The 13,642-nt window shown below is 63.4% G+C and carries 13 protein-coding genes; 7 read left to right on the plus strand and 6 right to left on the minus strand.

What is annotated here, in order from left to right; genetic code table 11:
- The first annotated feature begins 9 nt into the window (after positions 1 to 9).
- The 7 genes from EOA19_RS02170 to EOA19_RS02200 all read left to right on the plus strand — a co-directional run bounded on the left by EOA19_RS02170 (position 10) and on the right by EOA19_RS02200 (position 6,819).
- Complete coding sequence (locus EOA19_RS02170) at positions 10 to 885, plus strand: carboxyltransferase domain-containing protein (protein ID WP_128302548.1); 876 nt, start codon at positions 10 to 12, stop codon at positions 883 to 885.
- Positions 875 to 1,846: a biotin-dependent carboxyltransferase family protein gene (locus tag EOA19_RS02175; protein ID WP_023808979.1), complete on the plus strand. Its 972-nt coding sequence runs from the start codon at positions 875 to 877 to the stop codon at positions 1,844 to 1,846. Before EOA19_RS02170 ends, EOA19_RS02175 begins: the two co-directional genes overlap by 11 nt.
- Before the next feature lie 249 nt (positions 1,847 to 2,095).
- Entirely contained in the window at positions 2,096 to 2,848 is a 753-nt protein-coding gene (locus EOA19_RS02180; protein WP_023808980.1) for an ABC transporter ATP-binding protein, read from the plus strand.
- On the plus strand, positions 2,845 to 3,579 hold the full coding sequence (locus tag EOA19_RS02185; RefSeq protein ID WP_023808981.1) for an ABC transporter ATP-binding protein: 735 nt from the start codon (positions 2,845 to 2,847) through the stop codon (positions 3,577 to 3,579). Before EOA19_RS02180 ends, EOA19_RS02185 begins: the two co-directional genes overlap by 4 nt.
- Position 3,580: 1 nt before the next feature.
- On the plus strand, positions 3,581 to 4,486 hold the full coding sequence (locus EOA19_RS02190; RefSeq protein ID WP_128302549.1) for a branched-chain amino acid ABC transporter permease: 906 nt from the start codon (positions 3,581 to 3,583) through the stop codon (positions 4,484 to 4,486).
- 4 nt (positions 4,487 to 4,490) lie between these two features.
- Positions 4,491 to 5,582 (plus strand): branched-chain amino acid ABC transporter permease, encoded by a 1,092-nt coding sequence (locus tag EOA19_RS02195; RefSeq protein ID WP_023808983.1) that lies wholly within the window; start codon positions 4,491 to 4,493, stop codon positions 5,580 to 5,582.
- A gap of 43 nt (positions 5,583 to 5,625) precedes the next feature.
- Positions 5,626 to 6,819 (plus strand): ABC transporter substrate-binding protein, encoded by a 1,194-nt coding sequence (locus tag EOA19_RS02200; RefSeq protein WP_023808984.1) that lies wholly within the window; start codon positions 5,626 to 5,628, stop codon positions 6,817 to 6,819.
- A 157-nt stretch (positions 6,820 to 6,976) separates the two neighbouring features.
- On the opposite strand, the gene EOA19_RS36350 is transcribed toward EOA19_RS02200, so the two are convergent.
- The 6 genes from EOA19_RS36350 to EOA19_RS02230 form a co-directional block, all read right to left on the minus strand.
- A complete protein-coding gene (locus EOA19_RS36350; protein WP_023808985.1) occupies positions 6,977 to 7,645 on the minus strand; it encodes a nuclear transport factor 2 family protein in 669 nt (222 codons plus the stop codon).
- Positions 7,642 to 9,021: an aspartate aminotransferase family protein gene (locus EOA19_RS02210; protein WP_128302550.1), complete on the minus strand. Its 1,380-nt coding sequence runs from the start codon at positions 9,019 to 9,021 to the stop codon at positions 7,642 to 7,644. Before EOA19_RS02210 ends, EOA19_RS36350 begins: the two co-directional genes overlap by 4 nt.
- A gap of 94 nt (positions 9,022 to 9,115) precedes the next feature.
- The gene (locus tag EOA19_RS02215) at positions 9,116 to 9,847 is read right to left on the minus strand and encodes a LamB/YcsF family protein (RefSeq protein ID WP_023808987.1); all 732 of its coding nucleotides are present in this window, start codon (positions 9,845 to 9,847) and stop codon (positions 9,116 to 9,118) included.
- 12 nt (positions 9,848 to 9,859) lie between these two features.
- Positions 9,860 to 12,208: a xanthine dehydrogenase family protein molybdopterin-binding subunit gene (locus EOA19_RS02220; RefSeq protein ID WP_128302551.1), complete on the minus strand. Its 2,349-nt coding sequence runs from the start codon at positions 12,206 to 12,208 to the stop codon at positions 9,860 to 9,862.
- Positions 12,201 to 12,698: a (2Fe-2S)-binding protein gene (locus EOA19_RS02225; protein ID WP_023808989.1), complete on the minus strand. Its 498-nt coding sequence runs from the start codon at positions 12,696 to 12,698 to the stop codon at positions 12,201 to 12,203. Before EOA19_RS02225 ends, EOA19_RS02220 begins: the two co-directional genes overlap by 8 nt.
- A complete protein-coding gene (locus tag EOA19_RS02230; RefSeq protein ID WP_128302552.1) occupies positions 12,695 to 13,546 on the minus strand; it encodes an FAD binding domain-containing protein in 852 nt (283 codons plus the stop codon). The genes EOA19_RS02225 and EOA19_RS02230 overlap by 4 nt, the downstream gene beginning before the upstream one ends.
- Between the last annotated feature and the right edge of the window lie 96 nt (positions 13,547 to 13,642).

Raw genomic sequence — 13,642 nt, forward strand, 5'->3', positions numbered from 1 at the left:
GGAGGACCGATGTCGATACGATTCAACTTCGGCGGTGACGAACATATCTTCGGCGAGGTGTCCGAGGAAATGTCGCTCACCTCCTTCTTTACCGGCCTTTCGATGACGAACGCGGTGCGTACGGCAGGCATCCGAGGTGTCACCGAGATCTGCCCTGCCAACGCCAGCTTCCAGATTCGCTTCAACCCCGACATCGTCAAGCCGCAGGATTTGCTCAGCGAACTGAAGTCGATGGAAGAGGCGGCCTCGAAGGCGGACCCGGTGCTGAAGACCCGGATCATCGAACTGCCGGTTTATTTCCAGGATCCATGGACGCGTGAAACCTGCTTGCGCTTCCGCGAGCGCCATCAGGACCCCTCCTCCACCGATCTTGAATATTCGGCCCGCATCAACGGCTACGCCACGGTGGAAGAATTTATCGAGGCCTATTCCGGCCAGCCCTGGTTCGTATCGATGGTCGGCTTCGTCGCCGGACTGCCCTTCCTGTACCAGATGGTTGAGCGCAAGAAACAGATTCAGGCGCCGAAATACTTGCGTCCACGCACCGACACTCCCAAGCTCACCATTGGCCATGGCGGCTGCTTCGCAGCGATCTATTCAGTACGCGGCGCTGGCGGCTACCAGATGTATGGCATAACCCCGGCCCCGATCTACGACCCGACCAGGAAGGTGCGCTACCTCTCCGATGACATGTGCCTGTTCAAGCCAGGCGACATCGTCAAGTTCAAGGCCATTGGCCGCGATGACTACGACGCCACGCTGGAGGAAATTGAAGCCAATCGGTGGCAGCCGACGGTTCGCGAGTGCACCTTCAGCCTGAAGGACTTCAACAGCGATATTTACGGCACCAATGCAAAGCTGATGGAGCTTATCAATGGCCGTTAAGGTAATCTCTCCCGGCCTCTCCACTTCCGTGCAGGACCTTGGTCGACCAGGCCACTATCATGTCGGCATTCCCGAAGGCGGCGGCATGGACCGCTTTGCCACACGCATCGCAAACCTGCTTGTCGGCAACAATCCGGGTGCCGCGGTGCTCGAAGCCACCTTCATGGGCCCCGAACTCGAATTCACCCAATCCGCGGTCGTCGCCGTCACGGGTGGAGAGCTCCCACCCAAACTCAATGGCGAGGAACGGCCTACTTGGGAAAGTTTTCCGGTGAAGGCCGGTGACCGGCTTTCCTTCGGCTTCCTCAAGGGCGGCGCGCGCGCTTATCTGGCCGTCTCCGGCGGCATCGACGTACCCGTGGTTCTCGGTTCGCGCTCGACTTACATTCTGGGCGCACTCGGCGGCCATCAGGGCCGCACGCTGAAGGCGGGTGATGAGCTTCCCCTCGGCGAAGGTTCCGGCAAAGCCGGTCTTTCACTGCCTGCAAATCTGCGCCGCGCGGGCAATAGTCCGGCGGAACTCAGAATGCTTCCCGGCATGTACTGGCATCGGATCACCGAGGCTGCCGGCAATCGGTTCTTTGAGGAAACCTGGAAGGTCGCGCCCGAAGCCGACCGCATCGGCTATCGCTTCCGGGGCGGGACGCCACTGGAGTTCGTCGAGCGCGAGCAGCCTTTCGGTGCGGGCTCCGACCCCTCGAACATCGTCGATGCCTGCTATCCCTACGGATCCGTCCAGGTGCCGAGTGGCACGGAGCCGATCGTTCTTCACCGGGACGCGGTTTCGGGTGGCGGGTACATGATGCTGGGCGTGGTGATATCGGCCGACATGGACCTTATCGCCCAACTCCAGCCGCACACCCCGGCGCGCTTCGTTCCGGTGACGCTGGAAGACGCGCTTGCTGCGCGAACCGAACAGCGCGCCGCGCTGGCGCGTGCTGAAGGACATCTGGCCGGCTGACGTCAGCCGGAAAAATGCCGGCGGAGGAGCCGGTGGCGAGGAGATCGGCCGGCCAAAACCGACCGTGCGTGGCGGAAGACAAAATCCGGTGCGCGAAACGACAAGACGACGCCGGGCAACGGCGTGAATTTGGCATCCGAGCAGTCCGCTAGAGACCGCCGGAACCGACAGGGGAAGACATTTGCAACGTGACTGGCCGCAAGGCCGGATGCTTCGCGCCTTTCCGTCGGTAGAAAGAAGGAAAGGGTCATGAGTCATCTGAGCGCGGAGAACGTCTCGGTATCGTTTGCGGGGCTGAAGGCCCTGTCATCGGTAGACCTCCAAATTACGCCCGGCCGCATTAGTGGCCTCATCGGCCCGAATGGCGCTGGCAAGACCACGCTCGTCAACGTGCTGACCGGCTTCCAGGCACCGACGGAAGGCACCATCAAGCTCGACGGCGCAGCACTCACGGGTCTCAAGCCGCATCAGGTCCGGCGGCGCGGCATCGCCCGCACCTTCCAGGGTGGGCGGCTCTTCCGCGACTTGCCTGTGCTGGACAATTTGGAGGTAACCGGCGTTGGCCTGGGAATGAGCCGGCGCGCTGCCATCGCCGAAGCGGAAGCGATGCTCGACTGGATAGGCATCGGTGCGCTGAGCACCCGCATCGCCGGAACGTTGCCATATACGGACGAGCGCCGCGTCGCCATTGGCCGCGCCCTGATGGGACGGCCCGCATACATCCTGCTCGACGAGCCCGCGGCTGGCATGAGCGCACTGGAGGCGCGGGAGCTTTCGGCCCTGATAAGACACATCGCCGCCGATCTCGGCTGTGGTGTCCTGCTCATCGAGCACAATGTCGGGCTGGTGCTCGGCCTCTGCCAGCATATCGTCGTGCTCGATTCCGGAGCGATCATCGAGGAAGGCCCGCCTGCCGCGATCCGCGACAGCGAGAAGGTGCGCCACGCTTATATGGGCACTGCCGCGAACACCGACCTGCCTGTGCTGGAGGCGATGGAATGAGCCTGCTCGCCCTTTCCGATATCACTATTCGCTATAGCCGTCTCACGGCGGTCCGAAATGTCTCCTTCTCCATGGCCGAGGGAGAAATCCTGTTCATCACCGGCCCGAACGGAGCCGGGAAGTCTTCGCTGCTGCGCGCGATCGCCGGTGTTACGCCGGTGGCGGGCGGCCGGATCGACCTTGCAGGTCATGAGATCACCGGCCAGGCGCCGGAAAACATCGCCCGGCTCGGATTCTCCATGGTGCCGGAGGGGCGCGATGTCTTCGGCTCGCTGACGACCGAAGAGAACCTCCTGGTCGGAACCGGCATGCACGCCCGCGAACGCGGCTGGCGCAGCCGAGCGGCCGACGAACTCGAAGCCGTCTACGCGACCTTCCCGATGCTGAAAGAGAGGCGGCACGGGCAGGCGGGATTGCTGTCCGGCGGGCAGCAGCAAATGCTGGTCATCGGACGCGCGCTGATGACCAATCCGCGGCTTGTAGCCATTGACGAGCCTTCGCTGGGCCTCGCCCCCAACATCAACGACCAGGTCTACGAGCGGCTGATCGCGCTGCGTGCGCAGCGCCAGCTCACGCTCCTGATCGTTGAGCAGAGCTCGGCCCGAGCGATGATGGTGGGCGGGAGGATGATCCTGATGCGTGGCGGACAGATCGTGCTCGATGGCGACGCGCGGACGCTCGGCAACGGCGAGGCGATCCAGGCTGCCTATTTCGGCTACGAGGACAATTGAGATGCTTCAGATCCTGTTCGACGCACTCTCGCTTGGCTCGCTGTACGCGCTCGGAGCGCTCGGCATCGCCCTCATCTTCGGCGTCATGCGGCTGGTGAACTTCGCGCATGGCGACGTCATCGCCTTCTGCGTCTTCGCGCTGCTATGGCCGTCTACGGACGCAATGGCCATCGTCTTCGCCGGCCAATTGCCGTGGTACCTTCTGGTGCCCTTCGTCCTCCTCTGCGGGGCCGGGCTGTCGGTGCTGTGCGAAATCGTCGTCTTCAGGCGGTTCCGCCAGGCAAATCCGGCAACCATGATGATCGCCTCCTTCGCGCTCGGTTTCGTAATTCGCTACTTCCTGCTCATGCTGTTCTCCAGTCGGCCGAAATCGATTTCGCTGCTGCCCGAACTGTCCCAGCCGGTGGAGATCTTCGGTGCCCGGCTTCCCCTCCTCCAACTCATAACGATCGTGACTACGATGGTCATCCTGATCGGCCTGACATTGTTCCTGCGTCAAACTCGCTTCGGCCTGGAGATGCGGGCGGCGGCCGAGAACTTCTCGATGGCCCGCATGCTGGGTGTGCGTGCGAACCGGGTCATCATGGGTGCGTTCGCCCTCTCCGGCGCGTTGGCCGCCGCCATTGCGCTGATCTTTGGCGCCCAGACAGGCACGCTGGACATCCAGATGGGCGCCTCGATCATGTTGATGGCCTTCATCGCCACCGTCATTGGCGGCCTCGGCAGCCTCGGGGGAGCCGTGCTCGCCGGCTTCCTGCTGGGTGCCGCCTCGGTGATCATGCAGGTCATGCTGCCCATCGACGCCCGGCCATTCCGCGATGCCTTTGTCTATGGAGCGGTCATCCTCGTTCTCCTCTTCCGCCCGCAAGGGCTTATTGCCGCGCGCGGCACCAAGGAAAGGGTCTGATTTCATGGCTGTCGCCGCCTCCCTAGCCAACTCTACCGCTCCCGGTGCCGCGGCTACCGAGCGAAAGCCCGCACGCTTCGCGCTTGCCCGCCGTACCGTCCTGACTCCGGTCCTGCTTTCGCTGCTGCTGCTGGCCATCGCGCTGATCACGGTGATGACCGGATCGCGGCCCTTCAACCAGACGGTGATCGACGTGTTCGTCCGCGTCATCCTCGTCGTGGGCCTATACATCTTTATCGGAAACTCGGGCGTTCTCAGCTTCGGGCACATCGGCTTCACCTGCCTTGGCGCCTACGCGGCCGCGTGGCTCACCATCAATCCGATGATGAAACGCGGTTCGCTGCCGGGATTGCCCGAATGGCTGCTGGCGACCCGATTGCCGTACTGGCAATCGGCTGTGCTGGCGGCATTGTTCGCCGCCCTCGCCGCTCTCATCTTCGGGCGGGTGCTGATGCGGCTATCGGGCATCGCTGCGTCGATCGCGACCTTCGCGATGCTCGCCATGATCAACACAATTTATTCCAACTGGGAGAGCGTGACCGGAGCGACCTCATCGGTCGTCGGCATTCCGATCGTGCGCGTGATCTGGCCGTATCTCATCGGCGCCGTGGTCGCAATCTTCATCGCCTGGGCGCACGCGATCTCCCGGTCCGGCCTGGCCCTTCGTGCTGCCCGCGACGAGCCCACCGCCGCCGCGGCTTCCGGAGTCGACATTCCCAGGGAAAGACTGGTGGCGTTCGTCGTATCAGGCGCGGTGATGGGGCTGGGCGGTGCGCTGATGGCTCATTCCATCGGCGTGGTCACACCCGATACATTCTATCTCGGTCTCACCTTCATCACCCTTTCCATGCTCGTCGTCGGCGGCATGGGCAGCCTGTCGGGTGGAGTGCTGGGTGTCGTCCTGCTGTCCGCCCTCATCCAGGCGCTGCGTTGGCTGGAGGCAGGCGTATCGCTCGGCGAGTCCACGTTCGCCCTCCCGAAAGGGGTTCAGGAAATAGCCCTCGGCGTCATCATGATCGTGATCCTCGCGCTTCGCCCATCCGGACTCATGGGCAACCGCGAACTCACCTTACCTCGCAGCAGTCGCAACAAGTGACCGGCGGCACAAGCCCGACCGGAAAACAAAAAAGGAGACGTGCATGGCATACAAAATGAGAATTGTCGCAACCGCTCTGGCCTCGATGTCCATCGCATACCCGGCCCTGGCCGATGACAAGACTATCGTCATCGGCTTCGCCACTGCGGAGTCGGGCTTCATGGAAGCCTATGACAAGCCTGCCCAGGAGGCGGCTTTGATCCGCATCGACGAGATCAATGCGGCTGGCGGTCTGCTTGGAAAGCAGATCAAGGTCGTCAAGGCCGACACCAAGTCCGACCGGGCCGAAGGCGCCAAGGCTGGCCTCTCCGTGCTCGACCAGGGTGCGGATCTCGTGGTCGTGTCCTGCGACTACGACTTCGGATCGCCGGCTGCGCTCGCGGCCGAGGACGCAGGCCGTATCTCCTTCTTCCTGTGCGCGGAATCGGTCAAGGCCGGCATCCAGGGTGTCGGCCCGCACAGCTTCTCCGCGTCGGTGCTGGCGGCCGTGCAGGGAGCGACCATGGCCGAGTGGGCATTCAAGGAAAAGGGCGCAAAGGACTTCTACCGTCTGCTCGATACCTGGACGGCCTACAACAAGGGCATCTGCGACGGCTTCGACTGGATGATGCCGAAGCTCGAAGCCCAGGGCGCGAAGCTTGTCGGTGAAGACACCTTCAAGAACGAGGATGCCTCCATCGCCGCGCAGATCACCCGCATCAAGTCTCTGCCGAAGGAGCCGGATGCGATCATGCTTTGCACGATGATGCCGGGCGCCGTCTCGGCCATCAAGCAGCTTCGCGCCGCGGGTATCAATTCCATGATCCTGAATGGATCGGGCGTCGACGGTAGCTATTGGCTCTCGGCTGTGCCCGATCTGACGAACTTCTACGTCCCCGTTCAGGGATCGATCTATGGCGACGATCCCAATCCGGCCGTGCTGAAGTTCAATGCCACCTACAAGCAGAAGACAGGCGCCGATCCCTCGAGCCAGTATGTCTTTCCGGGTTACGTCATGGTCGACGTCTGGGCCAAGGCGGTGGAGCGTGCAGGCACGGCCGATGCCGACGCGGTCGTCGCGGAACTGGAAAAGATGAAGAATGAGCCGACACTGTTCGGGCCTCGTACCTTCACGCCGGAACTGCATCACCAGAACCAGACGCGGTACCTGATCGTCGAGACCAAGGCCGGCAAGCCGGGTGTTGTAGGCAACTGGACGATTTCCGAGCCGGTACCGATGGAAGCCTTGCTCAAGTAGGAGAAGATGGGCCGGGTAAGCCCGGCCCTTCATATGCGGAAGGCCCTGTTCCTTTGGGATGACCGGGCCTTTCGTCTTTTGAGGATATTGCCTTTGAGCAAAAACCGAGGGCGGCCCGTTTGGACCGCCCTTGTCGCCCGATGAATCCAGATTTTCGCTACCCTCGCGCTTTGCGGTAGGAATCCTTGAGCGCTATGAGCTCCCCCGAGAAAGCGAAGATATCGCAGCCGTCGACTTCGATTTGCTGCCCCGCTGCCGTGGTGCCGACGAAGCGCCATGATGAAAGCCCGGTGTCGCCCGTCACGATGTGCCGTCCCCTGATCCACGCGGCTTTCGGGAAGGCATCGAACAGCGCTGCATAGGCGACGCGCACTGCGTCACGCCCCACATGCTTGCGCCCTTCGGCATCGGGGCCGGCCGAGCCGTGGAAAGCGCAATTCTCAACCATGCAGTCCATCAGCGCGCCCACGTCGCGAGCGTTCCAGGCCGCGAGGAACCGGTCGAGCACGGCGAGCCGCCTGGCTGCGAGATCGCCAGCCTCAACGACCTCGACCTCGAGAAAGGCGAGCGGCGCATCGCCGGCATTGATGACATTGTGGGCCACACCCGTCCGCCGCGAGTAGGGCACCCCTTGAGTGAGAGCGGCTTGCGACTGCGCGCCGTCGGGGCCTTCGAGACCGAGCTTGCCGTCCGTAAGCGGCACGATGACGTAGTCATGGCCATGGATGTGCCAGCCGGTCTCGGCCCCGGTGGCAAAGCGCCATTCGGTGACCCGAAAGCGTTCGTCGTCGATATGGACGACCGGTTCGGCTTTCATGCGGGTCATTCAAGCCCCTCCTTGGCAACCGCACCGGTCAGGCGCTCAAGCGTCCGGCCCATGCGCGCCATGATTTCCTTCACATCGTCTTCTGTCGAGATCATCGGCGGACAGAGCGCGAGCTGGTCGCCGATGGCGCGGAAGATGAGGCCTTCCTCGTGGCCGATTCCCGCTGCGATACTCCCTGCGCGCCCAACCTTGCCGAAGGGGCGTTTCGTCGCCTTGTCTGCCACCAGCTCCACGGCGCCGATAAGACCGGTGCCCCGCGCTTCGCCGACAAGCGGGTGATCGGCGAACGAGCGGATGCCGGCCTGGAACGACGTCTCAAGGCGGGCCGCGTTTCCGATCAAGTCCCGCTCCTCGAAGATGGCGAGGTTTTCGAGACCCACCGCCGTCGCGACCGGATGACCCGACGCCGTGAAGCCGTGGCCGAAATTGCCGATCGTTGCGGTGTTGTCGGCGATCGCCTGATAGATCGCATCGGAGAAAATGACGGCGGCAAGCGGCATATAAGACGACGTGATTTGCTTGGAGACCGTCATGATATCAGGCGTGAAGCCGTATTTCTGAGCGCCGAAAGGCGTACCAAGCCGCCCGAAACCACAGATCACCTCGTCTGCTATCAGGATGATATCATTTGCCCGGCAGATTTTCTCCACGCCTTCCCAGTACCCGACCGGCGGCGGCAGAACGCCGCCGGCTGCCATGAGCGGCTCTCCTATAAAGGCTGCAATGGTGTCAGCCCCTTCTTCCGCGATCGCCGCTTCCAGCTCGGCGAGCAGACGCGCCGTGAAGGCGGCTTCGTCTTCGCCTTCCATGCCGAAGCGATAGAAGTGCGGGCAGGTCAAATGGCGAACGGGAATCGCCGGCAGATCGAAGTCGCGATGGTTGACCGGCAGGCCCGTCAGGCTGCCGGAGGCGACGGTGATGCCGTGATAGCCCTTGGTCCGTGCCAGGAATTTCTTCTTTTTTGGCCGGCCCAGCGCGTTGTTCATGAACCACATCATCTTGACGATGGTGTCGTTGGCTTCCGAGCCCGACGACGTGAAGAAGACACGCGTCAGGTTTTCCGGCGTCATCTCCACGAGTTTCTCAGCGAGCCGGATGGATGGCTCATGCGCCTTGGAGGAGAAGGTGTGGTAGTAGGGCAGCTTCAGCATTTGCTGGTAGGCAGCGTCGGCCAACCGCTTTTCCGAAAAGCCGACGCCCACCGACCACAGCCCGGCGAGCCCTTCGATGTATTCCTTGCCGCGTTCGTCATACACACGGATGCCGTCACCGCGGCTGATGATCAGCGGCCCGGATTCCTCGTGCTGACGCAGGTTTGTGTAGGGGTGCATGGAGGTGGCGATGTCGGCGGCGAGAGAGTTGGAAAGCGCATCCATGGAAGTCCTCAGCGGCTTGGGGAAATGGTTCGGGCGGTGAGTGCAAGATAGTCCTCGATCCCATGCGTGTAGCTTTCACGATTCGGGAAATGAATCATGGCAGGCTGTTGGAATGGGTGTCGATGATCCGCCGCATCAGCGCGGCGACGTCGCGCGCATTCGGAGGATCGGAGTGGATGCAGACGGTGTCGAAGTCGACCGGGCGGATCGTACCGTCTGTCGTGACGAGTTCGCGTCGGGTAAGCGCCCCCACCATGCGGTGCTCGGCAAGCGTCAGGTCGATGGCCGACTGGACGCGCGGAATGATCAGGCTGCCGCCGGGAGCGTAGGCAAGATCGGGAAAGAACTCGCCCACGAAGGCGACGCCGAGTTCGGCTGCCGCCGTCTCGTGACAGGTTCCCGCCAGGCCGAAGAGAGGGACGCCGAACGGCTTGACCGCCGCGGCAATCGCCCGGGCAGTGTCCACGTCGTGCGCGGCCATGCCGTAGATGATGCCATGCGGCTTGACATGGCTGAGCTGCCCGCCCTCGGCGGCCAGCATTCCTGTCAGCGCACCGATTTGGTAGAGGAAGGCGGCTGTCAGTTCCTCGGGCTGAAGTTTCATCTCGCGCCGGCCGAACCCCTCGCGATCGGGAAGGGACGGATGCGCGCCAACCTGCTTTCCGTGCGAAAGCGCGAGCCGCACGGTCTTCAGCATCGTCCATGGATCGGAGGCGTGGAAGCCGCATGCGATGTTGGCGCAATCGATGTGGGGCATGATGCCGGCATCGTCGCCGAAACGCCAGTTGCCGTAACTTTCCCCCATGTCGCAGTTCAGGGTGACCATGGTTTGCTTGCCTCAGCCCAGAGTGTTCGACGCCCAGCCGTGGGCGATGTGGGGGAATTCCGGCGGCGGTTCGCGCTCGTGCAGCAGTCGAAGCACGCGCGGCGGCGTCAGTGGCAGCTGCCGCACCGGCTTGCCGATAGCGCGTGCCACAGCGCAGCCGATCGCCGCGCCCACGGCCAGGATCGGGACCTCGCCCGCGCCCTTGGTGCCTAGAGGCCCCATCGACGGAGCGCCCTCGTAGAGGTCGGCGGCGACCGGAACCACGTCCTGCGCCAGCGGCAGGCGATAGGTCTCGAAATCGTCCTGCGCGATACGTCCGTCAGCGGTGATCGTCACCTCCTCATGCAGGGCGTAGCCGAGACCCTGCACGACACCACCCTGTATCTGGCCCATGACCGCGCGCGGGTTGAGTGCGCGGCCGACATCCTGCACCACGCGATAGGCCAGCACCTCGACATGACCGGTGTCCGGATCAACCGCCACCTCGGCCTCGTGGACAACGAAGACGGGGATGTCGAGCGCATCGATGAAGTGCCCCATCGCGCAGCCGGACATTGCCGGAGTGTTCCTGGCGGTAAAGGCTCCGCTTCCGGTGACCGGGCCGGTGGTTGCCTGCGCATGGGCGACGACAGCGGGGATCGATATGCCGGAGCCGGGACGTCCCGCGATCTCGACACGACCATCCCGCAGCACCAAGTCTTCCGGTCGGGTCTGGAGCATCTCGCCGGCGGTCCGCAGCAGCTTTTCCCGCACTTCCGCGCAGGCAGCCACACTTGCCGCGCCGATGGACACGGTGGTTCGTCCGCCGCCAACGCCGACATCGAGACCGGCGGCATCGGTGTCGGCTTCGCGCACGATCACCTGGTCGGGAGCGAGGCCGAGTTGCCCGGCCACGATTTGCGGCAGGGATTGCACCATCGTGCCAGATCCGATCTCCACACCCGACGTGACCAGTGTTGCACTGCCGTCGGCGTTCAAATTCACCGTCGCCGCCGAAGGCCCGACGAAAACGAACCATGTGCCGACCGTGGTTGCAATACCATAGAGCCTGCCGTCGGCCTCGGCCTCTGATGTACCGGTACTGGCGCGCAGTGTCTCCATGCGATCGAGCATCGGACCCAGCACGTCGGCCTCGAAAACCTGGCCCGTGGCACCGAGATCACCATCTCCCAGGACATTTTTCTTCCGGAACTCCATCGGGTCGAAGCCTAGCGCATCACAGATTTCGTCGGTGTGTCGCTCCAAAGCGAATGTGTTGTAGACGCCGTTGCAAGCCCGGAAAGCACCGTTGGGTGGTGTGTTGGTGTATACGGCGCGGCTGACGAGCCGCGTTGCGCCAACCCTGTAATTGCCGCCCAGCGTGTGCGCCGTCATCGTCGTCAGAAAAACCTGTTCGCCTCCATACGCACCGCAGTCCATCAGCACGACCGCCTCGCGCCCGGCGATGTATCCTTCGGCAGTGACAGCGGACCGGATGCGGATTTCCGCATTCTCGCGGCAGAGGCAGGTTGCCATCTCTTCCTGCCGGGTATTTTCCAGGACCACCGTGCGCCCGGTCATCCGCGCCAGAACTGCAGTGATAGGCTCGATGGATGCATCGAATTTCAGGCCGAACCCGCCGCCGACAGGGGGTACAGTGACCCGCACACGCCCGGGCGGAAGCTGCATGACCCTTCCGGTGACGTTGCGCACGGTCCAAGGCACCTGCGTCGAGGTCTGTATGTGAGCACGGCCGTCCTCCCAGGAGCCGATGGCAACGCGCGGTTCGAAGGGCACATGGCTCTGCCGGCCGACGGTAAAGCTGCTCTCGACAATGCGTATGTCGGGACGGGCGAAGGCCGCATCGACGTCACCGCGGCTGGATTTTGCCTCCCATGCGATGTTGCCGGCACGTGCACCGCCCTCGGTGATCACCTCGTAGCCGCGCCAGCCCTCATGGACGAGACGGGCGCCGGGCTGGAGCGCGTCGGCCATGGTGAGCACCGGTGCCAGCGGCTCGACCTCGAGCATGATGGCGGCAAGTGCCGCCCGCGCCTGCTTCTCCGTCTCGGCGGCGACGACGGCGATTGGTTCACCGTGATAGCGGATCGTGTCGATGGCCAGGAGCGGATGGTCGGCAATGCCGATGCCGTAGAGCCCTGGCGCGTCGGCGCCGGTCGCCACCGCGCGCACACCAGGACAGCGAAGTGCCGCCGAAACGTCGAGCTTGCGGATACGCCCCGCGGGAACGGTCGACCGCAGCAGCACGGCATGCAGCATGTCGGGGCGAATCCGGTCGTTGGTGTATTTTGTCCGCCCGCGCAGCTTGTCCTGCGCATCGCGGCGGGGAAGATTCATCACCGTGGCGGACAGCTCAGACATGTATGCCTCCCACCAACTGGCCAGCCTTCCGCGCTTGGTCAAGGCAGTCGGCCACGGCGTCGACGATCCGCTCATATCCCGTGCAGCGGCAGATGTTGCCGGCCATCGCGGCCTTGATTTCGGGACGGCTCGCATGCGGATTGTCACGCACGAACGCCGAAAGGCTCATGACCATTCCTGGAAAACACATGCCGCATTGCACGGCATCGACCGCCTCGAAATTGGCCTGGAGCGGGTGCAGCGCCTGGCTTCCGAAACTCAATCCCTCGATGGTCGTCACCGCGCATCCCTGGACCAGTCCAACCGGCTTCAGGCAGGACGGCACCGCTTCGTCGTCGACATGCACCGTGCACGCGCCGCAAAAGCCTTCGCGGCACACGGCTTTGGTCCCCGTCAGGAATCGTTCCTGCCGCAAGATGTCGACGAGCGGCGTCATCGGATCGCCATCAAAGCGGCAGTCCTCGCCATTCAGCTGGAATGTCACGGTCATGCCAGGCCCCCAGTCTTGAGAAGTGCGGCAACACCGCGTTTGACCAGCGGCGGAAGAACCTGGCGCCGGTACCAACCCTCCGCCTCCTTACCGCCGCGGCCCTGAAAATCATTGTGCTCCAGTGCAAGCTCGGCGGTGCGTTCCGGATCGAGCGCATAGGCCGGGCCTGCCCTCATGGCCTGTTCGAGCGCCGTCCAGCGCCGCGCTACCGGCTCCACCGAGCCGACGGCGATGCGACATCGTTTGTCTTTGTCTACCGCAAGCGAGACGATGGCGACCGGATAGTCGCCGGCTTTCCGAAGCGGCAGGCGGATATGAGCACTTGCGACAAGGTCGCGGCGCAGATGAATTCTCGTCACAATCGCTTCGGCCAGCAGCGCATGCCTGTCTTTGAGGAAATCTGAAATACCGAGAAGTTTTGGGCCTTCGAACGTCTCCAGTTCCACCGCCGCCTCACAGACGAGAAGCGCAGGGGCGAGATCGGCGGCGGCAAAGTCGGGGGCACAAAGGTTGCCGCCCACGGTGGCGACCTTTCGGATGCCGGGATTGGCCGCATTCTCCGCCGCGGCAACCAGACCTTCGAAGCCCACTGCCCCGTGCAACGCGCGGCCAAGGACTGCATGGGTAACGGCTGCGCCGATCACGACATGGTCCGGTTCGATTTCGACCTTGGACAAGGCGGGTATTCGGTGGAGTGCGACCACCGCCTCGGGAAGGTCGACCCCGCGCCGTGGATCACGCATCATCCAGGTGCCGCCGGCAAGCACCGCCGCGCCTTGCCGGCGTGCGGCCATTGCCTCTTCAAGTGTGCTGGCTGCGGTGAACGATCGTTCCACGCTTGGTGCCATCTGTCATACCCCTCGGAAGCAGCCAACTTTCGCGGCGCTGCAGCATTGTTGCTCCAGCTTTAGGCTCCTGTGAAATAGTAATTCTTTGAGTAGCGT

The sequence above is a fragment of the Mesorhizobium sp. M7A.F.Ca.US.010.02.1.1 genome, assembly GCF_004023085.1.
In the GTDB taxonomy this organism is placed as follows: Bacteria; Pseudomonadota; Alphaproteobacteria; order Rhizobiales; family Rhizobiaceae; genus Mesorhizobium.

What these genes read in the sequence shown, in the direction of transcription:
- EOA19_RS02200 (WP_023808984.1), top strand. Translation starts at nt 5,626, where the DNA reads ATGGCATACAAAATGAGAATTGTCGCAACCGCTCTGGCCTCGATGTCC.
- EOA19_RS02180 (WP_023808980.1), top strand. Translation starts at nt 2,096, where the DNA reads ATGAGTCATCTGAGCGCGGAGAACGTCTCGGTATCGTTTGCGGGGCTG.
- EOA19_RS36350 (WP_023808985.1), bottom strand. Translation starts at nt 7,645, where the DNA reads ATGACCCGCATGAAAGCCGAACCGGTCGTCCATATCGACGACGAACGC.
- EOA19_RS02195 (WP_023808983.1), top strand. Translation starts at nt 4,491, where the DNA reads ATGGCTGTCGCCGCCTCCCTAGCCAACTCTACCGCTCCCGGTGCCGCG.
- EOA19_RS02225 (WP_023808989.1), bottom strand. Translation starts at nt 12,698, where the DNA reads ATGACCGTGACATTCCAGCTGAATGGCGAGGACTGCCGCTTTGATGGC.
- EOA19_RS02220 (WP_128302551.1), bottom strand. Translation starts at nt 12,208, where the DNA reads ATGTCTGAGCTGTCCGCCACGGTGATGAATCTTCCCCGCCGCGATGCG.
- EOA19_RS02190 (WP_128302549.1), top strand. Translation starts at nt 3,581, where the DNA reads ATGCTTCAGATCCTGTTCGACGCACTCTCGCTTGGCTCGCTGTACGCG.
- EOA19_RS02230 (WP_128302552.1), bottom strand. Translation starts at nt 13,546, where the DNA reads ATGGCACCAAGCGTGGAACGATCGTTCACCGCAGCCAGCACACTTGAA.
- EOA19_RS02170 (WP_128302548.1), top strand. Translation starts at nt 10, where the DNA reads ATGTCGATACGATTCAACTTCGGCGGTGACGAACATATCTTCGGCGAG.
- EOA19_RS02185 (WP_023808981.1), top strand. Translation starts at nt 2,845, where the DNA reads ATGAGCCTGCTCGCCCTTTCCGATATCACTATTCGCTATAGCCGTCTC.
- EOA19_RS02175 (WP_023808979.1), top strand. Translation starts at nt 875, where the DNA reads ATGGCCGTTAAGGTAATCTCTCCCGGCCTCTCCACTTCCGTGCAGGAC.
- EOA19_RS02210 (WP_128302550.1), bottom strand. Translation starts at nt 9,021, where the DNA reads ATGGATGCGCTTTCCAACTCTCTCGCCGCCGACATCGCCACCTCCATG.
- EOA19_RS02215 (WP_023808987.1), bottom strand. Translation starts at nt 9,847, where the DNA reads ATGGTCACCCTGAACTGCGACATGGGGGAAAGTTACGGCAACTGGCGT.